The 20,609-nt window shown below is 69.5% G+C and carries 22 protein-coding genes; 8 read left to right on the forward strand and 14 right to left on the reverse strand.

The genetic code is table 11. The annotated features are described in order from the left end of the window. The gene (locus BMY74_RS34680; protein WP_245786520.1) at window positions 1–1,056 is read right to left on the reverse strand and encodes a lactonase family protein; all 1,056 of its coding nucleotides are present in this window, start codon (window positions 1,054–1,056) and stop codon (window positions 1–3) included. A 150-nt stretch (window positions 1,057–1,206) separates the two neighbouring features. Further along, on the reverse strand, window positions 1,207–2,037 hold the full coding sequence (locus BMY74_RS34685) for a PPK2 family polyphosphate kinase (RefSeq protein ID WP_089923300.1): 831 nt from the start codon (window positions 2,035–2,037) through the stop codon (window positions 1,207–1,209). 140 nt (window positions 2,038–2,177) lie between these two features. Here BMY74_RS34685 and rocD point away from each other — a divergent pair, with 140 nt between their 5' ends. The 3 genes from rocD (at window position 2,178) to BMY74_RS34700 (ending at window position 5,516) form a co-directional block, all read left to right on the forward strand. Next, window positions 2,178–3,407 (forward strand): ornithine--oxo-acid transaminase, encoded by a 1,230-nt coding sequence (gene rocD, locus BMY74_RS34690; RefSeq protein WP_089923032.1) that lies wholly within the window; start codon window positions 2,178–2,180, stop codon window positions 3,405–3,407. Window positions 3,408–3,486: 79 nt separating this feature from the next. Then, on the forward strand, window positions 3,487–4,872 hold the full coding sequence (locus tag BMY74_RS34695; RefSeq protein WP_089923035.1) for a DUF2252 domain-containing protein: 1,386 nt from the start codon (window positions 3,487–3,489) through the stop codon (window positions 4,870–4,872). A gap of 239 nt (window positions 4,873–5,111) precedes the next feature. Beyond that, window positions 5,112–5,516: a GNAT family N-acetyltransferase gene (locus BMY74_RS34700; protein WP_089923037.1), complete on the forward strand. Its 405-nt coding sequence runs from the start codon at window positions 5,112–5,114 to the stop codon at window positions 5,514–5,516. A 6-nt stretch (window positions 5,517–5,522) separates the two neighbouring features. Here the strand turns inward: BMY74_RS34700 and BMY74_RS34705 are convergent, their stop codons facing one another. From BMY74_RS34705 to zapE, 3 genes are all read right to left on the reverse strand, one after another. Continuing rightward, window positions 5,523–7,118: an ABC-F family ATP-binding cassette domain-containing protein gene (locus tag BMY74_RS34705; protein WP_089923040.1), complete on the reverse strand. Its 1,596-nt coding sequence runs from the start codon at window positions 7,116–7,118 to the stop codon at window positions 5,523–5,525. A 46-nt stretch (window positions 7,119–7,164) separates the two neighbouring features. Beyond that, window positions 7,165–7,410, reverse strand: a complete 246-nt coding sequence (locus BMY74_RS34710) for a DUF3040 domain-containing protein (RefSeq protein ID WP_177230072.1) — start codon at window positions 7,408–7,410, stop codon at window positions 7,165–7,167. Window positions 7,411–7,531: 121 nt separating this feature from the next. After that, window positions 7,532–8,521 (reverse strand): cell division protein ZapE, encoded by a 990-nt coding sequence (gene zapE / locus BMY74_RS34715; RefSeq protein WP_089923044.1) that lies wholly within the window; start codon window positions 8,519–8,521, stop codon window positions 7,532–7,534. A gap of 67 nt (window positions 8,522–8,588) precedes the next feature. On the opposite strand from zapE, the gene BMY74_RS34720 reads away from it, so the two are divergent. Next, window positions 8,589–9,242 carry a dihydrofolate reductase family protein gene (locus BMY74_RS34720; RefSeq protein ID WP_245786521.1) on the forward strand — a complete coding sequence of 218 codons (654 nt, stop codon included), beginning with the start codon at window positions 8,589–8,591 and terminating at the stop codon, window positions 9,240–9,242. Between the two features lie 17 nt (window positions 9,243–9,259). Next, a complete protein-coding gene (locus BMY74_RS34725) occupies window positions 9,260–10,324 on the forward strand; it encodes an ATP-dependent DNA ligase (RefSeq protein ID WP_089923050.1) in 1,065 nt (354 codons plus the stop codon). Here BMY74_RS34725 and BMY74_RS34730 read toward each other — a convergent pair. After that, window positions 10,321–11,190 (reverse strand): EamA family transporter, encoded by an 870-nt coding sequence (locus tag BMY74_RS34730; protein WP_089923051.1) that lies wholly within the window; start codon window positions 11,188–11,190, stop codon window positions 10,321–10,323. The genes BMY74_RS34725 and BMY74_RS34730 overlap by 4 nt on opposite strands. Before the next feature lie 82 nt (window positions 11,191–11,272). On the opposite strand from BMY74_RS34730, the gene BMY74_RS34735 reads away from it, so the two are divergent. Then, window positions 11,273–12,805: an alpha/beta hydrolase gene (locus tag BMY74_RS34735; RefSeq protein WP_245786522.1), complete on the forward strand. Its 1,533-nt coding sequence runs from the start codon at window positions 11,273–11,275 to the stop codon at window positions 12,803–12,805. Window positions 12,806–13,121: 316 nt separating this feature from the next. Here BMY74_RS34735 and BMY74_RS34740 read toward each other — a convergent pair whose 3' ends face one another. The 3 genes from BMY74_RS34740 to BMY74_RS34755 all read right to left on the reverse strand — a co-directional run bounded on the left by BMY74_RS34740 (window position 13,122) and on the right by BMY74_RS34755 (window position 15,614). After that, complete coding sequence (locus BMY74_RS34740; protein ID WP_089923052.1) at window positions 13,122–13,811, reverse strand: DUF6319 family protein; 690 nt, start codon at window positions 13,809–13,811, stop codon at window positions 13,122–13,124. A 736-nt stretch (window positions 13,812–14,547) separates the two neighbouring features. Beyond that, a complete protein-coding gene (locus tag BMY74_RS34750; RefSeq protein ID WP_089923058.1) occupies window positions 14,548–14,745 on the reverse strand; it encodes a DUF397 domain-containing protein in 198 nt (65 codons plus the stop codon). Window positions 14,746–14,765: 20 nt separating this feature from the next. Then, window positions 14,766–15,614: a helix-turn-helix domain-containing protein gene (locus BMY74_RS34755; RefSeq protein WP_089923059.1), complete on the reverse strand. Its 849-nt coding sequence runs from the start codon at window positions 15,612–15,614 to the stop codon at window positions 14,766–14,768. A 630-nt stretch (window positions 15,615–16,244) separates the two neighbouring features. Here BMY74_RS34755 and BMY74_RS34760 point away from each other — a divergent pair. Both BMY74_RS34760 and BMY74_RS34765 read left to right on the forward strand, forming a co-directional pair. Next, window positions 16,245–16,475, forward strand: coding sequence for a hypothetical protein (locus tag BMY74_RS34760; RefSeq protein ID WP_089923061.1), 231 nt, complete (start codon window positions 16,245–16,247; stop codon window positions 16,473–16,475). Between the two features lie 169 nt (window positions 16,476–16,644). Further along, entirely contained in the window at window positions 16,645–17,031 is a 387-nt protein-coding gene (locus BMY74_RS34765) for a hypothetical protein (RefSeq protein WP_143091816.1), read from the forward strand. A 99-nt stretch (window positions 17,032–17,130) separates the two neighbouring features. Here BMY74_RS34765 and BMY74_RS34770 read toward each other — a convergent pair whose 3' ends face one another. The 5 genes from BMY74_RS34770 to BMY74_RS34785 form a co-directional block, all read right to left on the reverse strand. Continuing rightward, window positions 17,131–17,490 (reverse strand): hypothetical protein, encoded by a 360-nt coding sequence (locus BMY74_RS34770; RefSeq protein ID WP_089923065.1) that lies wholly within the window; start codon window positions 17,488–17,490, stop codon window positions 17,131–17,133. Further along, entirely contained in the window at window positions 17,490–19,094 is a 1,605-nt protein-coding gene (locus tag BMY74_RS34775; RefSeq protein WP_177230074.1) for a glycoside hydrolase family 25 protein, read from the reverse strand. Before BMY74_RS34775 ends, BMY74_RS34770 begins: the two co-directional genes overlap by 1 nt. 2 nt (window positions 19,095–19,096) lie before the next feature. Further along, entirely contained in the window at window positions 19,097–19,876 is a 780-nt protein-coding gene (locus tag BMY74_RS45415; RefSeq protein ID WP_177230075.1) for a hypothetical protein, read from the reverse strand. Then, window positions 19,873–20,097, reverse strand: coding sequence for a hypothetical protein (locus BMY74_RS34780; RefSeq protein ID WP_089923069.1), 225 nt, complete (start codon window positions 20,095–20,097; stop codon window positions 19,873–19,875). Before BMY74_RS34780 ends, BMY74_RS45415 begins: the two co-directional genes overlap by 4 nt. A 68-nt stretch (window positions 20,098–20,165) precedes the next feature. Beyond that, on the reverse strand, window positions 20,166–20,609 hold the full coding sequence (locus BMY74_RS34785) for a hypothetical protein (protein WP_089923071.1): 444 nt from the start codon (window positions 20,607–20,609) through the stop codon (window positions 20,166–20,168).

Genomic DNA, 20,609 nt, shown 5'->3' on the forward strand with positions numbered 1-20,609 from the left:
TTAACCCAGACGTGTGGGCAGCACGCAGACCGGGATGGCGGTCTGAAGCGGCGTGCCGGACGGAGTCAGCTTCCCGGTCGCCTTGTCCACCTTGAACGACGTGACGTTGTTCGAGTTCTGGTTGGCGGCGAACAACAACGTCCCGGACGGGTCGAACGTGATGTGCCGCGGGTACTTGCCGCCCACCGGGGTGGTGCCGACGAGCGTGAGCCCGGCGCCGCCGACGGCGAAATGCGCGACGCTGTCGTGCCCGCGGTTCGACAGGTAGACGTGCTTGCCGTCACCCGAGACCAGCACCTCGGCCGGGTAGTTCTTCACCCCGCCGACCGGCGCGGTCGGCAGCACCTGGCCCGGCGTCAGCTTCCCGTCGGCGTAGGCGCAGGTCACGATGGTCGAGTCCAGCTCGTTCGCGACGTACGCCGTCTTGCCGTCCGGGTGGAATGCGATGTGGCGCGGTCCGGCACCCGGCTTGACCTCGGCCTGCGAGACCTGCGTCAGCCGCCCGCCGGTGAACGAGTAGAAGAACACCGAGTCGGCGCCGAGGTCGACCGCGGCCGCGTACCGGCCGGCCTGGTCGAACACGACGTGGTGCGCGTGCGGGCCCTCCTGGCGGTCGGGGTCCGGGCCCGATCCCTTGTGCTGCACCTTCTGCGTGCGCGCACCGAGGCTGCCGTCCGCGTTGACCGGGAAGACGCTGAGCGAGCCGGACGAGTAGTCGGCCGTGATCAGGAACTTCCCGGACGGGTCGAGCGTCAGGTGGCACGGGTCGGCGCCACCGGTCGGCTGCTTGTTGATCACCTTCAGCGTGACGGCGTTAATCGCGGTGACCTCGCCGGTGGTGTTCTCGTTGACGGCGTAGAGGAACCTGCCGTCCTTCGACTCGATCACGAACGACGGGTTGACCACGCCCGTGATCACGCCGGTCGTCTTCAGCTGCCCGGTGACGGTGTCGTAGGTGCCGGTGCCGATGCCCTTGGCGCCCCCGCTCCACGTCGTGTAGGCGCCGAAGAACACTCTCCGCGTGGCGGCAGCCGCCTCAGCGGTCCCTCCGGTCATCAGCAGTCCCGCTCCTACGCCCATGGCTCCGAGAAAACGTCGCCGGTCCACACCCACGTCCGCACCTCCGGGATACTCTCTTCGGCGGCGGCGCACTCCACACTGGCCCAGACCACTGCGGGCAGGCAATAGGCGCAATCAAGATTGCAGCTAGCGCAACGGGTCGTTGTTGACCAAGCGGGCCTTCTCGGCCTCGAGGTCGTAGGCGGGCGGCGGGAACTTCGGATCCATCTCGCGCAGGGTCTCGAGCAGCAACCGGCTGATCGCCCAGTTCCGGTACCACTTGCGGTCCGACGGGACGGCGTACCAGGGCGTGTCCCGGCAGTTCTTCAGGGCCTGCGTGTAGGCGTCCTGGTACTTCGACCACTTGGACCGGACGTCGATGTCGGCCGGGTTGTACTTCCAGTTCTTCTTCGGGTCGTCCAGGCGCGCGAGCAGCCGTTCCTTCTGGACCTCGGGCGAGATGTGCAGGAAGCACTTCACGAGCGTGATGCCCGAGTCCGCGAGCTCCTGCTCGAACGCGTTGATCTCCTTGTAACGCCCCCGCACCTCGGCCGCCGTGATGAGGCGCTCTACTTTGGGCACGAGGACGTCCTCGTAGTGCGAGCGGTCGAACGCGCCGATGTGGCCCTTGTCGGGCAGGGCCTTGCGGATGCGCCAGAGGTAGTGGTGCCGCAGTTCCGCGGCCGTCGGCTTCTTGAACGACGCGATGCGCACGCCCTGCGGGTTCACCAGGCCCATGACGTGCCGGACCACGCCGCCCTTGCCGGAGGTGTCCATGCCCTGCAGCACCAGCAGCACCGCGCGGGTGTCCTCCGCGTACAGCGCCTCCTGGAGGTCTTCCAGCTCGGCCCCGGTGGCGACCAGGTCCTCGGCCGCCTCCTTCTTGTTCCTGGGGCCGATCGGCCGACCGGCCGGGTCGAGGGTGGAGAGGTCCACCTCGTCGAGCCGCAGGGCGTCGCGCACCGACTTCTTCGCCATCATCAGACCGTAGCGATTCACCGCGCCGTCCGCCTGCTGAGCAAGACATCACCACGGATTGGTGAATCTACGCAACGAACTGAGGCCGTGCGCAATGCTTGGCGGCTGAAATCGCTTGTTCCGGCCCCTAGCCTTGGAGGATGACCGCCATCGCTGAGCACAACACCACCACCAGCGCGGACTACGTCGCACTCGACGAGGAGTGGAGCACGCACAACTACCACCCGCTGCCGGTGGTCATCTCGCACGGCGAGGGGTCCTGGGTCACCGACGTCGAGGGCCGCCGCTACCTGGACTTCCTGTCCGGTTACTCGTCGCTCAACTTCGGGCACCGCCACCCCGCCCTGGTGGCCGCCGCCGTCGAGCAGCTCGGCCGCGTGACGCTGACCAGCCGCGCGTTCCACCACGACCAGTTCGGCCTGTTCTGCCGGGAGCTCGCCCACCTCACCGGCACCGAGATGGTCCTCGCGATGAACTCCGGCGCCGAGGCCGTCGAGTCCGCGATCAAGGTCGCCCGCAAGTGGGCCTACCAGGTCAAGGGCGTGCCGGAGGGCACCGCCGAGATCATCGTCGCCGGTTCCAACTTCCACGGCCGCACGACGACGATCGTGTCGTTCTCGACCGACGAGACGGCGCGCAACGACTTCGGCCCGTTCACGCCCGGCTTCAAGGTCGTGAAGTACGGCGCCCTGGACGAGATCGAGTCCGCGATCTCCCCTCGCACGGCGGCCGTGCTGCTGGAGCCGATCCAGGGCGAGGCCGGCGTCGTCGTGCCGCCCGCCGGGTACCTGGCCGGGATCCGCCGCCTGTGCGACGAGCACGGCGTGCTGATGATCGCCGACGAGATCCAGTCCGGGCTCGGCCGCACCGGCGAGCTGTTCGCGCTCGACCACGAGGGCGTGCGCGCGGACCTCTACACGCTGGGCAAGGCCCTGGGCGGCGGCATCCTGCCGGTGTCCGCCGTGGTCGGGTCGCGCGCGGTGCTGGGCGTGCTGAAGCCGGGCGAGCACGGGTCGACGTTCGGCGGCAACCCGCTCGCCTGCGCCGTCGGCCGCGCGGTCGTGCGGCTGCTGGCCACGGGCGAGTTCCAGGAACGCTCGCGCACGATGGGCGCGTACCTGCACGCCGAGCTGGGCAAGCTGGTCGGGCACGGCGTGGCCGAGGTGCGCGGGCGCGGGCTGTGGGCCGGTGTCGAGATCGCGCCGGGCGGCCCGGTCGGCCGTGCCGCGTCCGAGGCGCTGGCGACGCGCGGGGTGCTGTGCAAGGAGACGCACGCGTCGACGTTGCGCGTCGCGCCACCGTTGGTGATCACGCGGGACGAGATCGACCTGGGCGTGCGGGCGATCGCTGAGGTCGTTCGTCCTGTTTAGGGGGAATTTGGTCCTCACCTAGGTCACAAATGCGGCGGACGGGTCACGTTGCCCGTCCGCTGCGGGCATCATGACTCGTATGGGTGAACGGGTGCGCGCGCAGGCCGCTGCCGCTCTGGGCAGATGGGTTGAGCCGGAAGAGGTCTACGCCGAGGGACGCGCGCTGCGGTCCTCAGTGGACTTCAAGGCGCACCGCGCGATGTCGCTGGCCCCGTCCCGCCCGTCCGTGCTGGAGTTCCTGCGCGCCAGCAACGAGGGCCGGCTGGAGCACCTGATCCCGTTGCGGGTCGGGCGGATGCTCGAGAACCCGTTCGCGTTCTTCCGCGGATCGGCGGGACTGCAGGCGGGCGACCTCGCCGCCGGGTGCGCGACCGGCCTTCACGCTCAGTTGTGCGGTGATGCACACGCAGCGAACTTCGGCCTCTACGGCACGCCCGAGGGCCAGATCGTCATGGACATCAACGACTTCGACGAGACGCTGCCCGGCCCGTGGGAGTGGGACCTCAAGCGGCTCGTCGCCTCGCTGGTGCTGGCGGGCCGCGTCGGCGGCGTGTCGGACAAGGGGTGCCGCGACGCCGCCGAGGACGCGGTGAGCGCCTACCGGGCGGTGATCAAGCGCCTCGCGGAGATGCCGTTCATGGACTCGTGGACCGCGCTGGGCGACCAGTCCACGCTGTCGAAGGTGAAGGCCGACGACCTGATCAACGACTTCTCCAAGGCCGCCGAGAAGTCGCGCAAGAACACCAGCGCGAGGTTCGCCGCGAAGTGGACCGCGCACGACGGCGAGAAGTGGCGGTTCGTCACCAACCCGCCGACCTTCACCGAGGCCACTCCCCCGACCAAGGCGGCCGTGATCGCCGCGCTGCCGTCCTACGTGGACACCCTGCGCGAGTCGCGGACCAACCTGATCATGCGCTACGGCGTGTCGGACGTGGCGTTCCGCGTCGTCGGCACCGGCAGCGTCGGCCTGCGCAACTACCTGGTCCTGTTGCACGGCAACGGCTCCGAGGCGCTGGTCCTGCAGGCCAAGGAGGCGCGTCCGTCGGCGCTGCAGCCGTTCCTCGACGTCGAACCCGCCAAGCACGAGGGCAAGCGGATCGTGCACGGCGCCCGCCTCGTCCAGGCGGAGACCGACATCCTGCTGGGCTGGACGACGATCGAGGGCCGGCACTTCATCGTGCGGCAGTTCCGCAACCGCAAGGGCGAGATCGACGCGACCACCCTCAAGCGCGACGACCTCGACGACTACGGCCGCTTCGCGGGCGCGCTGCTGGCCCGCGCGCACACCAGGTCGCTCGACCCGCGACTGCTGGCCGGGTACTTCCAGAACGGCGGCGGCAACGACCTCGACGAGGCCTTCGCGAAGTACGCGTTCGACTACGCCGACCAGACCGAGGCGGACCACGAGGAGCTGACGAGGCTCGTCAAGAACGGGAAGCTGCCCGCGCTCGTCGAGGACCGCTGACGCGGGACGACCTGGGCGGCCGGGCGGGACGGCGTCCGGGGGTCGCGAGCGGCGCTGTCGCTCGTGACCTCGGTACCTGGGGTCCGCCGAACGCCGGGAGCGGCTCACCCCGCTCGACCCGGCCCGCCGGGCGGCTCGCCCCACCTGCCCGCACCGAGGGCGTTCGCTGCGGGCGTCGACCGACACGCCAGCGCCTCCACCGCACGGAGATCAACGCCGAGCATGCTTAACCTGGCGGTATGAAGATCCGCCGCGCCGCCTCCGCCGACGACGTGTTCGCCGCCGCGCACCTGTTCGACGCGCCGCCGCGGCCCGACGCGACCGCCCGGTTCCTGGCGCAGGACCACAGCCACCTGCTGATCGCGTACGTGGGCGACCAGCCGGCCGGGTTCGTGTCCGGGGTGGAGACCACGCACCCGGACAAGGGCACCGAGATGTTCCTCTACGAGCTGGGAGTGGACGACGCGTTCCTGCGGCGCGGCATCGGCACCGCGCTGGTCGAGGCGTTGAAAACCCTTGCGGTGGAACGGGGTTGCTACGCGATGTGGACCGGCACCGCCGCGGGCGACGCGGCGGCGCAGGCCACCTACAAGAAGGCGGGCGGGTCGGTCGACGACGGCGCCTTCGTCTCCTGGGAGCTCTAGGGCGCCCTAGGTCCAGACCGGTTCGTCCACTTCGGACACCTTGCCGTCGGCGCGGAAGTGCAGGAACCGGTCGAACGACTTGGCGAACCACCTGTCGTGCGTGACGGCGACGACCGTGCCCTCGAAGTCGTTCAGGGCGTTCTGCAACGCCTCGGCGGAGGCCAGGTCGAGGTTGTCGGTCGGCTCGTCGAGCAGCAGCAACGTCGCCCCGGACAGTTCCAGCAGCAGGATCTGGAACCGCGCCTGCTGGCCGCCGGAGAGGTTCTCGAAGCGCTGGTCGCCGGCGTGGTGCAGGCCGTAGCGCTGCAACACCGACATGGCGGCACCGCGGTCCTTGCCGGCGCGCCGGCCCTCGCCGTGCCAGAGGATGTCGACGAGCGTGCGGCCGAGCCACTCCGGGTGCTCGTGCGTCTGCGCGAACAGGCCGGGCACGACGCGCGCGCCGAGCTTCCACGCACCCGAGGTGCGTACCTCGTCGCCGCCGAGCAGGCGCAGGAAGTGGCTCTTGCCGGAGCCGTTCGAGCCCAGGACCGCCACCCGGTCGCCGAAGAAGATCTCCTGTGAGAACGGTTTCATCAGGCCGGTCAGCTCCAGCTGCTCGCACGTGATCGCGCGAACGCCCGTGCGGCCGCCCTTCAGGCGTGGGTGGACCTTCTCGTCCGTGGGGATCTCCGGTGGTGGGCCGGCGTCCTCGTACCGTTGGAGGCGCGCGCTCATCACGCGGTACTTCTGCGCCATCGCCTCCGAGAACTTGGCCTGTTGTTGGAGGGTGCGCACGAGTTCCTTCAGGCGCTCGTGCTCCTCGTTCCAGCGGCGATGGTCTTCCAGCAGCTTCTCGATGCGTTTGGCGCGGGCGGCGTGCCAGGTGCCGAACGAGCCGGCGTGCGTCCACGCGGAGTGCGCCTCGACCGTGACGACGTGCGTGGCGGCGTTGGACAGCAGCTCGCGGTCGTGGCTGACGACGAGCACGGCCTTGTCGGTGGCTTTGAGCCGTTCCTCCAGCCAGCGCTTGCCGGGCACGTCGAGGTAGTTGTCGGGCTCGTCGAGCAGCAGGACCTGCTCGTGGCCGCGCAGCAACGTCTCGAGGACCAGCCGCTTCTGCTCACCACCCGAAAGGGTGCGCACCTCGCGGAACCGGGCGCGGTCGTAGGGCAGGCCCAGAGCCGCGACGGTGACGGTGTCCCAGAGGACCTCGACGTCGTACCCGCCCGCCTCGCCATAGCTGGTCAGCGCGGTGGCGTAGCGCATCTGGGCGGCTTCGTCGTCGGTGTCCATCAACGCGAGCTCGGAGTCGTCGAGCTCCTCCGCCGCCTTCCGCAACGCGGCGGGAGCGACGGAGAGCAGCAGGTCGCGCACGAGGCTGTCGTCGCGGACCGAGCCGATGAACTGCGGCATCACCGCGAGGCCGCCCTGCACGTGCACGCTGCCCTGCTTCGGGGTGAGCTCCCCCGACAGGATCCGTTGCAGCGTCGTCTTGCCGACACCGTTCGCGCCGACGAGCGCGACCACGGTCCCGCCGCTCACCTTGAACGAGACGTCGCGGAACAGCTCCCTGCCGTCCGGCAGGGCGTACGCGAGCCCGTTCGCTTCCAGGTATCCCACGCCGGAGATGGTCGAGGGCTCCGGCCGGGAAAGCCAGCGAGTTTCGCTACCGGATGCGCAGCGGGTACCTGCGGAACACCAGCACCGCGGCAGTGACCAGCAGGCACTGGAAGGCGGGGCCGAACGCGCCGATCACCGTCAGCAGCACCGTGAGGCCGCCGAAGACGAGCAGCAGTCCGTAGAACAGCCAGGGACGGACCCCTCGGCTCATCGTGCGGGCGAGTCTCGGCTCGTCCGCCAGCAACCGCTGCTCGATCTCCTGGAGCGAGCGGCGTTCGGCTTCACTCAGCATCAGTGCCTCCGGAGGGCGTCGGGACGTCAGCATTCCCGCCCGCATCCAGTGGATACTCGAACACCGGGGGTGTCAAACTCGCCTCAGCCGGATCTCACGCCATTGGATCCGGTGATGATGTTCAACGGCTCAGCGCGACGAGCCTCGACACCGCCCGCAGGTACTTCTTGCGGTAGCCGCCGCGCAGCATCTCGTCGGTGAACAGCTCCGACAGCGGCTGCCCCGACACCGCCACCGGGATGTCGCGGTCGTAGAGCCTGTCGCCGAACGCCACGAGCCGCAGGCCGACGTTCTGGTCGGGCGCCGGCTTGACGTCCTTGAGGTGCACCGCGCTGACGCCGTCGAGCAGCCTGCCGTACTTCGACGGGTGGATGCGGGCGAGCGCCACGCACAGTTCGTCGAAGTCGTCGAGCGTCGACCCGTCGGTGTTAGAGGCTCTAACGACCAGTTCACCGTCTGACATCGGTGAGGGGGCGTCCGGCAGGCCGCGGTGGCGGTAGTCCGGGCCGTCGACGCGCACGACGTCGAACTTCGACGACATCGACTGGATCTCGCGCAGGAAGTCGGCGGCGGCGAAGCGGCCCTCGCCGAGCTTGTCCGGCAGGGTGTTCGAGGTGGCGGCGATGTGGACGCCCGCCGCCATCAGCTCCTTGATCAGGCGCGTCACGAGCATGGTGTCGCCGGGGTCGTCGAGCTCGAACTCGTCGATCGCGAGCAGCTTGTGGCCCGAGAGCCGCTTCACGGCCTCCGGGAAGGTGAGGACGCCGACCATGTTCGTCAGCTCCACGAACGTGCCGTAGGCCTTCGGGCCGGGGACGGCGTGCCAGAGCGAGGCGAGCAGGTGGGTCTTGCCGACGCCGAAGCCGCCGTCGAGGTAGAGGCCGAGCTTGCCCGGCTCGTCGTCGCGCGAGCCGAAGAGCGACCACTTCCTGCGGCGGGCGCCGACCCGCGCGGCGAACAGGCGGCCGGCCTCGACCGCGGCGGCCTGGGACGGCTCGTCCGGGTTGGGGATGTAGGTGTCGAAGCTGACCGTGTCGAACCTCGGTGGCGGCACCAGGTTCTCGATCAGCTCGTCTGGACTGATCTGGGGATCCCGGTCGGACAAGCGCATGCCGGGGAGCTTATCCGCGTGGTGGGATGGCCCAGTGGAGATGTTGTGGCCCTCACCGGGCGTTGAGATGACCGACACAGCACTCGAGTCGCTCTACGCCTACCCGCCGGGCCGCACGTGGGTGACCGCGAACTTCGTGTCCAGCGTGGACGGTGCGGTGTCGGTCGACGGGCGGTCGGCCGGGCTCGGCTCCCCCGCGGACAGGAAGATCTACCTGCTCGGGCGCGAACTCGCGGACGTGGTGCTGGTGGGTGCGGGGACCGTGCTGGCCGAGGGGTACCGAGGTGCCAGGCGCGCGAGGCCCTTGCCGATCGCGGTGGTCACGGCGAGCGGATCCCTCACGCCGGACCTGCCGCTGTTCACCGACACGGCGGTGCCGCCGATCGTGATCACGACCGGGGCGGCCCGGATGCCCGCGCTGCCCGCGGACGTGGTCGTCGCCGGGGAGACCGAGGTCGACCTGGAGGTGGCCGTCGCCGAGCTCGCGGCGCGCGGGCTGCACCGGATCGATCTCGAGGGCGGGCCCCGCCTGTTCGGGTCGATGGTGGCCGCGGGGCTGGTGGACGGGCTGAACCTGACCGTCGCGCCGGTGCTCGCGGCCGGGGACGCCTCGCGGATCGCGCACGGCCCGGTGGTCCCGCCCGTGGACCTTGCTCTGGCGTCGGTGCTGCGTGCGGACGACGTGCTCCTGCTGCGTTATCAGCGGCGGAATTCCAGCTGAAGAGGCAGGATGTGCGCGTGGACCTACCGCTGACGCCACCCCTGCAGCCGATGCTCGCCACGGCCGTGGACGGCATCCCGGACGACGCGAACCTGTTCTTCGAACCGAAGTGGGACGGGTTCCGGTGCGTGGTGTTCCGCTCCGGCGACGAGGTGCTGCTCCAGTCGCGCAGCGGCAAGCCGCTCAACCGCTACTTCCCCGAGGTCGCCGCGTCGATGCTCGACGTGCTGCCCGACCGCGTGGTCGTCGACGGGGAGCTGGTGGTCGCGAAGAACGAGGAGCTGGACTTCGACGCGTTGTCCGAGCGCATCCACCCGGCGGCCTCGCGGGTGGCGCTGCTGTCGGAGTCGACGCCGGCCACGTTCGTCGCGTTCGACCTGCTGGCGCTCGGGTCCGAGGTGCTGCTGGAGTCGCCGACGGTCGCGCGGCGCGAGGCGTTGCTGGAGCTGCCGGGGCTGAACGTGACGCCCGCGACGACGTCCGCCGAGACGGCGCGGCAGTGGTTCACGCTGTTCGAGGGCGCCGGGCTCGACGGGGTGATGGGCAAGCCGTCGGACGGCCCGTACACGCCGGGCAAGCGTTCGATGATCAAGGTGAAGCACGCCCGCACCGCCGACGTCGTGCTCGCGGGCCTGCGCTGGCACAAGGACACCGAGCCCGGCACGGCGGTCGGGTCGTTGCTGCTCGGCGTCTACGACTCGGACGACGTGCTGCACCACATCGGCGTCTGCGGGTCGTTCAAGGCCGCGGAACGGCGTGAGCTGGCCGAGGAGCTGGCGCCGCTGATCACCACGGCCGACGACCACCCGTGGGCGGGTCCCGTCTCCGGCCAGCGGATCCCCGGTGAGATCAACCGGTGGCGCGGCAAGCAGGCCGAGTACGTGGCGCTGCGGCCCGAGCGCGTGCTGGAGATCCACTACACCCAGACCGAGGGCGAGCACCCCGTGCGGCTGCGGCACAACGGCCAGTTCGCGCGGTGGCGGCCGGACCGCGAACCGCTGTCGTGCCGCTACGACCAGCTGGAGATCCCCGCCCGCTACGACGTGGCCTCGGTGCTGAAGGGCGAGCTCAAAGCCCGTTAGACGTCTGGCCTGGCCGACCTCGTCGCGCCGACCGACGCGATCACGACGCAGCCGACGGCGAGCCACTGGGCGGGTTTCAGCTGCTCACCGAGCAGCAGCAGACCGGCGACCGCGGCGACCGCCGGTTCCATCGACATCAGGATCCCGAACACGCGCGGCGGCATGCGGCGCAACGCCTCCAGCTCCAGCGAGTACGGCACCACCGACGACATCAGCGCGACCGCGAACCCGGCCGCGAGCACGAGCGGGTCGAGCATCGCCGTGCCGGCCGACGTGACACCGAACGGCACCGCGATCACCGCCCCGACCACCATCGCGAGCGCCAGGCCCCTGCCGTCCGTGGTCTGGCTGCCGAGCTTGGCCGTCACGAGGATGTACGCCGCCCAGCACGCGCCCGCGGCCAGCGCGAACAGCACACCCGTCCACAGCAGACCGCCCTGCACGCCGGTGAGCAGCACGACGCCGACGCCCGCGAGCAGCACCCACACGCCGTCGAGCCAGCGCCGGGAGCCCGCGATCGCCACCGCGAGCGGCCCGAGGAACTCGATCGTGACGGCCGCGCCGAGCGGGATGCGGGCGAGCGAGGCGTAGAAGCAGAGGTTCATCGCGGCGAGCACCGCGCCGTAGGTGAGGACGGTGATCAGCGTGCGGCGGTCGAGCCGCAGCGACGGGCGCCAGATCGCGACGAGGATCAACGCGGCCATGACCAGGCGCAACGTGACCGTGCCCGCCGAGCCCGCGACGGCGAACAGCTGTTTCGCGAACGCCGCGCCGACCTGCACGCTGACGATGCCGAGCAGCACGAGCGCCGTCGGCGGGACGCCGCCCAGGAGACGGGCCGCAGGCAGCCGATCAGCGTGGTCCATGCCCCCATCCTGTCTCACCTTCAATTCACCTGTGCCGTGCGAGGCTCAGGCTCCCGGAGTGTGGATGAGAGTGAGGAAATCTGTGCGTCGCGCTGCCTTGGCCCTGGTGGCGGTGAGCGTGCTGACGGCGTGCAGCGCGGGTCCCTCGAACCGGCCGGTGATCGCGGTCAGGGGTGAGGAGAACCAGCCCGTCGACCAGAGCGCGCTCGCAGGACCCCAGCCCGTGCCCCCGCTCGGCGAGTACAAGACGGACTCGCTGCAGTGGTCCCAGTGCGACGAGCAGATGAAGGACCGCTTCGGCGCGGACGCTCCCCAGGGCGACCTGAGGTACGAATGCGCGCGCATGACCGCCGTGCTCGACCCGCCGGGACGTCCCGGCCGCGGCCAGCTCGGCATCGCGCTGACCCGCGTCGGCACGGGCAAGAGCGCGCTGGTCGTCGTCAACGACCCCGGCGGCGAGCCCGGCACGCTGAAGGCCGCGCGGCTGGCGGCGGCGCTGCCCAAGGACGTCCTCAGCACGTACACGATCATCGGCATGGACCGGCGGGGCACGGGCCGTTCGGACGGCATGTCGTGCGTGCCGCCGGCGACGCGCGCGCTGCTCATGGAGTACGACCCGGCCGAGACCGAGCAGTCGAACCTCGTGGTCGCCGCCGGTGAGGCGTCGCAGGAGTGCGTGCTCGACCTCGAGGGCAGGCTGACCGCGTTCGACTCGTGGCGCGCGGCCGCCGACCTCGAACGGCTCCGCGAGTTCCTCGGCTCCGAGCGCCTCAACGCCATCGGTCTCGGCGAGGGCTCGCGCGTCATCACCACCTACGCGCAGCGCTACCCGAACCGCATCGGCCGCACCGTCCTCGACGGCGCCCCCGACCCGGCGCTCGACCAGGTCGGCGTCCTCGAGTCCCGTGCCGTGGCGGCCGAGGCGACGTTCGACGCGTTCGCCCGCGACTGCAAGACCCGCGGCTGCGCCCTGGCGAACCCGCGCGAGGACGTCGCCGCTCTCCTGACCCAGCTGCGGTCCGGACGCGTGCGCGGCGAGTACCTCGACCTCACCCCCGGCTCGGCGCTGAACGCGATCGTCGCGGGCCTCGCCGACCGCGCGAAGTGGCCGGCGCTGGCCGACTCCCTGGTCAAGGCCCGCGCCGGCGACAGCACGGGCCTGTTCGCCCTGCTCGACCCGCTGGTCAACGACCTGGACGAGAACCCGCCGCGCTTCGACGCGGGCCTGATCATCGGCTGCAACGACACCTCCACCCGCATCCCGCCGGACCGGGTCAAGGCCCTCACCGCGGACTGGCAGTCGAAGCACGCGATGTTCGGGGCCCTGTTCGCCCGCCAACTGCTGCACTGCAACCCGTTCGTGCCACCGAAGGCCGAGAAGGTCGAGCCGCTCAAGAGCGCGCCGCCGATCGTGGTCCTGAGCACGGCCAACGACGCTTCCACCCCCGCGCCCGGCACCGAGCACGCGGCGCAGCGGCTGCCGGGGTCGGCGTTGGTCGCGTGGCAGGGCAGCGGGCACGGCGCCCTGGGGTTGTCGGGATGTGCCACCACGGCGGTGCGGGACTACCTGGTGGACGCGAAGGTGCCGTCCAACGGCACCGTCTGCCCGCCCTGACCCAGGTCCGGGCAGGACGATTCACGGTCTCGCCCCGAGCCTTCGGACATGGCGCGGGGAGCCCTTCGCGTGACCTCGACGCGACGAGGGCTCCCCGCCCGAAACACCGTGTCAGCAGCTGGAACAGCAGCCGCAGCCGGGACCCGTGCACCCGGAACAGCACCCACACGTACCCATCAGGGCCTCCCCGTCCTCCAAGCCGGACCTGCCGCGGGACATCCGCGCACCCCACGGTCCGCCCCACCACCAGCCCTGGGAACCCCCCTCACCCGAACGCGTGGGGACTACCACCGGGGAGTCGCAGCGCGTGATACCGCTACGCGCCCAGGTCTTCCAGGGCCTTCTGGGCTGCCTCCAGTTCAGCGCGCAACTGCTCCACCCGGGCGAGCTGCTGGGCACGCGCCGCGTTCAGGACGCCCTCGACGATCTCGGCCACCTCGGGCGTGAGGAGCTTCGCCGCCTGGGCCACGGCGGCGGGCGGCACCGGGGTCGGCTTGACCGCCCTGCGGGTGCCCTGCAGCACCTCCACGGACCACTCGCCCTCGCCCGTCGTCACCAGCGTGACGGTGACCTCGGGGACGGCGGCGCTCTTCGCCGCGGGCTTGCGGGCGGGCTTCGGCGGCGCCTGCTCGACGGCAGCGGGCGCGGGTTTCGGCTTGGGGGCCGCGGGCTTCACCGGCGCCTCCGGGACGTAGGGGTGGATGATCTCAGTCTCGCGCGGCGGCTCCGGCGCCGCAGGGGGCGGGGTGGCCGGCTTCTTACGGGGCGGGGGCTTCTCCAGCGTCAGCTCGGCCAGGCCGAACGACATCTCGTCCTTCGAGCCCGTGGGCCGGACCTGGATGAAGTCGCCCTCGGGAGGATCGGTGACGGCCAGCAGCTTCGCCGACCTGCCCTCCTCCATGCCGACCGCGGCCGCCGTGAACCACACCATCGGCTGAGTGCCCTCGTCCAACTGCGCGCGCAGATCGGCGACGTCCTCCACCGACAGCCCGCTCTTCTTCGCCATCGCGCTGCCTCCCCAATCGAACACCTGTGCCCCAGCATGCCCTACACCCCCGACAATTCTGAGCACAGGGTCGGCAACAAGATCATCAACGGGTTGCGGATTTCGTGAGAGCGCTCTCACACTACGGAGATCAGGCCTCTTCCGCCTTCTCGACCTCTTCGGCGCGCAGCCGGTACTCGCACCCGTACTCGACCGCGTACGAGAGGTCGTAGACGTGCACGATCTTTGCCTCTCACGTCAGCTACCTGCAGCTATCCCTCACGGAACGGTGTTGATCAGGCATTTCCTGTTGAGCAGAGTTGGCTGTGATGAGTACCCGTTGGGTGCCTCACGGAACAGAGACGGAACAGCCATCGCGGATTAGGCCATCCGCGCCGGAGTCACATCCGACGTGGCGACGCACCCCGTGACTACCGTCAGCCGATGATCATTCGAGGGTGGGGCCGCCGGTGAAATCCAAGCGTCGAGTTGTCCGCGGCATCACGCCAGCAGGTGCCGACGTTCCCTTGGTCCTGGATGTCACGCCAGACCAGCTAATCGGGGTGTACGCCAGGACCGACGACACCGTCCTGTTCTCGCCGCGGCAGATCAGCCAGCTGATCGACCACCTGCGAGAGCTCCAAGCGCACGCACTGGAGGGCGTAGTCTGGCCCGAACCAGGCATCCCAGGTGCTCCTGAGATGTGAGGAAGGGGCGAGCCGAGTAGTCATCGGCTCACCCCTTCGTTCGTCTGCGGTCAGGCGTCGAACGTGCCCGCCTTCACCGCGGTCATGAACGCGGCGGCGGCACCCTCGCCAAGGCGGAGGGCACCCGCTGCCGGGTTCTTGCTGTCACGGACGGCACGGACGCCGGCGACGACCTCCACGCAGTTGCCGCCTTCTACTCCGCTGCGGCTCGACTTGCGCCACGCCGCTCCCGCAAGGTCCGGGGTCATCCCGTACCTCCTTCGCACTCTCACAGGTTGCGGGTCAATGAAACCAGGTGCGAGAGGCTGTCTTCAGGGCTGAGCGCCAGGCGCGTGATCTGCTCGAACTTGGCGCTGTAGCTGTCGAGGTCACTCTTTCGATCCAAATAGAGCGAGCCGCGACCGTTCTCCAGATAGACGGTGTTCATCCGAGGCTCCTCGTCGAAGCCGAGGAGAAGGAACGGTGCCGTCATGGCCGGGTGCGCACCAGCGGAGAACGGCAGGACCTGAATCGTGTGCTGCTCCGCAGCCTTGGCGAGAGCGCGAAGCTGGGCGGTCATCACATCCTTGCCGCCAACCAGACGCAGCAGAACGGCCTCGTTGAGCACCGCGTGGAACGACGGCGGATTCGCGTCGATCAACGTCTGCTGACGCAGCAAACGCAGCTCGATCTGATTCGCCAGCCACTCATCGGTGGCGGTCGGGTTGCCCGCCAGCAGAATGGCGCGGATGTAGTCGGGCGTCTGCAGCAGACCTGGCACCAACTCGGATTCGTACGCCTGAAGCGTGGACGCGTCGTGCTCGTATCCGAGGAACAGGCGGAACCAGTCGGGCACCAGCTTGGAATAGGTCACCCAGTAGCCCGGCTGATTCGCCTCGTGCGCCAAGCCCAGCAGTTCATCCCGCTTCTCGTCGGACAAGCCGTACCGCATCGCGAGAAGCTTCACGTACATCGGCTTGATCGATTGCCTGCCACCTTCGATCTTCGACAGCGTTCCGGCGGTCACTTCGATCTCGGCAGCCGCATCTTTAGCCGACACGCGGGCAGCGGCGCGGTGCTCGGCAAGTTCGTGACCGAGCTGCCATCTGCGGATCGTCGGGCCGGGCTTGCCGCTCATTCAGTCCTCCGTGGCGTCGATGTGCGTGACCATCCTGCACCCGCGCTCAACCGTGTTTCCTGCGGTTCACCCTTCTGCGGCAATGCCCGCAGGAAATTCCTGCGCTATGTTTCCTGAGCACCCGCCGGACGGCGGCGGGAGGCAGCCCGCCCCGCCGCACTCTCACAGGTCAACGGCGGGGCGGGCCCCGCTTCACGCACGTCGCCACTACTAGGTGAGCGGCGTACCCCTACGCGGGAGCGGGGTGCTTGCCCTACGCAGCAGACACCAGCCCGGTGAACACCTGCGTGGGGCAGGCCTCAGCGAACGGGAGGCGCACATGGTCGGGTGGTGGATCTCGATGGGCTGTCTGCTGGTTGCCGTTCTGGCCGTGACGCCCCGCTACAACCGCCACCGTGCGCGGAGGGTCCAGGTCGCTCGAGTCCGGGCGCGTCTCGCGGCTTGGCCCTCCGCCCCGCAGTCCCCGGTCGGCGGAATTCCCGCGCCTCGCAACGCACCGCCGACCGGGCCGAAGCAGCCGGTCAGAGCCCTGGACCTCCCCGACAGGGGCACTGGCCGGCGTCGTCCCAAGGTGGAGCTCGGTGACCCGAGTCTCCTGAGCTCCACCTTGGTTCCAGGTTGGAGGTTCAGGTGACTGCGCAGCTCACGGACGCGGCGAAGGCCGAGATCATCCATCACTGCGACACGGTGTGGCCGCTGATCTCCATACTCCCCCCGGACCCGATCGCTCTCGCTCGAGCGAACGTCTACCTCGACCAGCTCGAGGACCACGACGCCGCCATGTACGACGTGGTCATGCAGATGCTCGCCAAGGCCAAGGGGCTGAGCAGCGCGTGGCGGGCGATCCGGAACGGGCAGTGAGCGACACCCCGATAGCCGATCGGCTTGCGGCCGAACTCGGATCCCCGTGGCCGCTGAAGTGGCGGATCACAGGGTGGATCTTCGACTCAGCAGAGCACGTAACGCCGTCCGCTCCGGAAACGAGAGGTTCGCTGTGACCCGATTCGCCACCGCCTTGACGGTACTGGCCATGCTCGGACTCGCGGGGTGCGCCGGGCAACCTGCAGCCGATCCCGCCACCAGCACCGCGCCGGCCGCCGTGAACACGACGTCCGCACCCTCCGCTGCCTCCGCCGCGGGGATCCCGCCGAAGCCGGACGAAGCCACCGTGAAGGCCTACCTCGACGAGCTGCGGGCGATCGACCCCGCCATCGTGGACGAGGACAACCCCGACAAGGCCATCAACCGGGGCCGAGACCAGTGCTCGAGCGTGCAGTCCTTCCCCGCTGACCAGGCCAAGCTGATCGACCTGACGAACAAGCGCTTCACAGCGCCAGGCCAGAGCAACGGCTTCGGACCTGAGAAGGCGGAGCGCATCCTCGCAGCCGTGCGCAAGCACATCTGCCCCACGTTCTAGGAACAGCACAAACGCCCCTCGCTCGACCGGCCGTGGGGTAGGCCGGGGAACGAGGGGCGTTGTGTTGCCGCCACGGGGATGATGGCGGCAGACCGGGGGTCAGTCCGTCGTGAGGCTGTGGGAGCCCTCGATCACCACGGACTTCGGTTCCGGGCCGGGCGCGACGGCCACGCCCGCGGAGGTGAGGACCGCGACGAGCACGGTCATCCACTCCTGTGGGGTGACCCCGCCGGCGAGAACGGGTCCGAGGACGCCAGCGCCGACGACGAGGGCGAACACCCACGTCTTGATGGTCTTCAGTGCGGTGGTCGAAGGGACGAGCCACGCACCGAAAGACGCGAGGCCCGCAGCCGAGACGATCACGACGTCCTGCATGTCGATCGAGCCGTCGCCGAGCGCGGTTTGCAGCGCCAGCACGACGGTGCCGGCGAGCGCGGAGATCAGCTTCCAGTACCGCATCACAGGCCCACCGGCTTCTCCGGGACGGGCGCGCTGACGCGGTACTTCTCGCGCCGGTCAGCCTCGTCGTTGACGGCCTTGACCAGCTGGGCGAACTGCTGCTCGTCGATGCGGCCCAGCTGCGAGCCGAGGCCCTGCGCCAGCAGCTGCTTGGCCAGCTCTACCTCGTCGATGTCGCCGGCTTCACGCCCGAGCAGGGCGTCCAGCTTGGTGTTGACCGCCTCGACGAGATCGGCCGACTTCCACGCGGCGACGTTGGTCCACTTGAGCATCTCGCCCGCAGGCGCCTCGGTGCGAGGGTCGGCCTCGCTGGGCAGCTTCGGGATCGGGGTGTCCCACGACATGTCGTCTTCTCCTTGGGATCGCTTGAGAACTTCGTCGATGCGGAACTTGCCGGGGTCCCAGTGCCCGTCACCGGGGATGTGCTGGTGTCCGAGATGACCGGAGAACTCGCGCAGCTCCTCGAGGGAGATGCGGATCGGGCTGGACGGGGAGGCCAGCACGATGCCTTCACCCGCGCCACGGAAGCCGTGCCGGATGACGACCGGCGGCACGCCGATCAGTTCCTCGAGCGGGTCGACCAGGTCGTCCACGATGTTCTGCACATGCTCGTCGGACATGAGGTGCGCCTGCTCCGAGAAGCCGACCACCTCGATCTGGATGATGTACTCGTCGTCGGCTTCACCGTTGAAGAACGCGTAGCTGTGCCGGTCCAGCGGCACGTACTGCTCGAGCTCACGGGTCTTCGGGTCGTAGCCGATGTGTGGCGGGTACGCAGCGAACGCCGCACGTGCACCGGCGAGGGATGAGCCCTGCGTGAAGTGCCAGCACACCTTCGGCTTGCGCACGTCGTCGTACGGCCCGCCGGCCACGTTCGCGCCGAGGTTGACGCGCTTGGCCTTCGGCAGCCAGACCATGTTTCCTCCTTGGGCCTGCAGAGTGATGTCGGCCAGGCGCACGCCCGGCATCAGCGCGTCGAGGTCCACGTCCCCCTCGACACCGGGCAGCCGCCCGGTGTGGGAGTACTGGTGCATGACCGCGCGATCTGACTCGTGCGGTGTCTTGCCCGCCCACTCCTCGTCAGGCAGGCCGGGCGGGTCCGAGTACTTCGCCGTGTGGCCGACCCAGCAGCGCACCCACGGCGGCCAGTCCGCAGTGCCGCCGAGCAGCGACCGGAACCACGAGCCGGACGAGTAGATGATCAACGGCATCGCGGTGAGAGACCGCCACGCCGCGAAGAACGCGCGCGTCCACTCCGGCCAGTTGACCGCGTTGTCACCAGGTGTGTTGGTGAGCTCGATGTCCGCACACGGGATCAAGCGCCCTGGCTGATCGAGGCCGTACTGCCGGAGCAGGTCCACCATCCGGCGAGCTTCCTGCTCCGCCGTCCATCGGGTCGGATCGACTCGGTAGTAGCCGCCGATGGTCTTGCCGGCCTTGTCCGCCTCCGCGATGTTGCGGGCGAGAAAGCCGTCCACAACGGCGTTCTTCCAGTCCCACATGCCGAGGTAGGCGAAGTCCCGGTTCTTCGGGAGCTTCAGCCAGTCGATTAGCTTCTGGAAGCGCGAGACGTCGACTCCGCGCACTACGTCCAGGACGGCCACGGCTACCTCCTCGACGGCAGGAGCGACAGCCCGCCGGTGGTGGGAGACGGCGTCACCGTCTCGGTCGTGCACGCGTTGCCCGCGTCTTCGGTGGTGCCGTCCGTGTAGGTCACCTGCCACCTGCAGTCGACGACCTCCGCACGCTGGACCCCGCGCCCCGGCGCACCGGGCGGCCCCGCGGGCAAAGGCCCGGCGTCCTGGCGGGTGCCGTCGCTGAAGGTCACGGCCAACCTGCCGTCGACCGCCTCGACCGACGTGACGCCGCGACCGGGCGCGCCGTCGTCGCCATCGGTGCCGACGACCTGGCCGACGTCCTCGGTGGTGCTGTCCGAGTAGGACACGACCAGCCGACCACCGACAATCGCGGTGCCTACGACGCCACGACCGGGAGGGCCTGAGCTGCCCGGCTGGCCGACTACTGGGCCGACATCACGGCTGGTGCCGTCGTCGAACGCGATCAACAATCTGCCGCCGATCAGCGCGGTCCCGGCAATGCCGCGGCCTGCTGGTCCAGGTTCACCCTGGACGGGCTGCTGTGGCTGCGGCGGCTGAACAACTGGTACGCCGCCCAGCTTCTGCACCTGCTCGGCGAGCAGCTGGGCGGTTCTGGCATTGTCGGACGCTTGCTGGCCGAGATCATCGATCTTCCCGTCCTGGCGGCCGATCGCGAGGCCTGCCAGCAAGAGGCCGGCGAGTACGGCAAGGAAGCCGATCCACAGTCCGCGGTGTCGACCACGTGCGTCGTTCGCCGCATCGTCAACTACCCGCTCGATCCGCGTCACAGCTCCTCACCCCCTCGCAGTTCCTTGAGCACATCCGCCAGTTCGTCCGGAGTGATGTCGCCGTCTTCCGATGCGACGGCGAGCTTCTCGATCGCGCGCTCCGCTGCGTCTTTCCGCTCTTTCTTAGAGCTGCGGACCGTCGTCCATACGAGGACGAACGCACCGGCCGCCGCCGTGATGAGGCCGCCGACCGCTTGGAGCAGCGTCGCCACGTCACCCACCCACACCTCCTCGAATCGTCTTGTGCTGCAACGGAATGGGAGGAATGGTTGTGCGCGATGTGGACCGATCAGGGCAGGTATTCGACACTGATCTGCTGGTGGTTGATCGTGCCCGTGCCGCCGGACACCTTGAACTCCATCGTGATCAGGCCTGCCGCGTTCGGCGTGAGGCCGGTGACGATGGTCGGGCGTGCCCTGCTGCCCTCGTCGGTGCCGTTGGCGTAGATCTGTTTGTCGTCGTTGGCGGCGACTCCACCGGCAGCACCGCTGATGCTGTAGCTAGCGACGGTGTAGTTGGCCGCGGAGTTGTCCAGGGCGGCGAAGATGGTCACCCTGATCCGACCGCTTGGCGGTGCTACGAACGCCAGCGTCGCCGCGGTGGTGCCCGTCAGTGTGCTGGTGTACGTCGTGCTGGTCGTCGTACCGGCGACGACGTTGACGGTCGACTGCAGCCTCTCGGTGGCACCCATCAGGCCTGCCGCGGTGAGCGTTTCTCCTGCCAGGAACGGCAT

It is taken from the genome of Lentzea albida (assembly GCF_900111005.1).
Taxonomy (GTDB): Bacteria; Actinomycetota; Actinomycetes; order Mycobacteriales; family Pseudonocardiaceae; genus Lentzea; species Lentzea albida.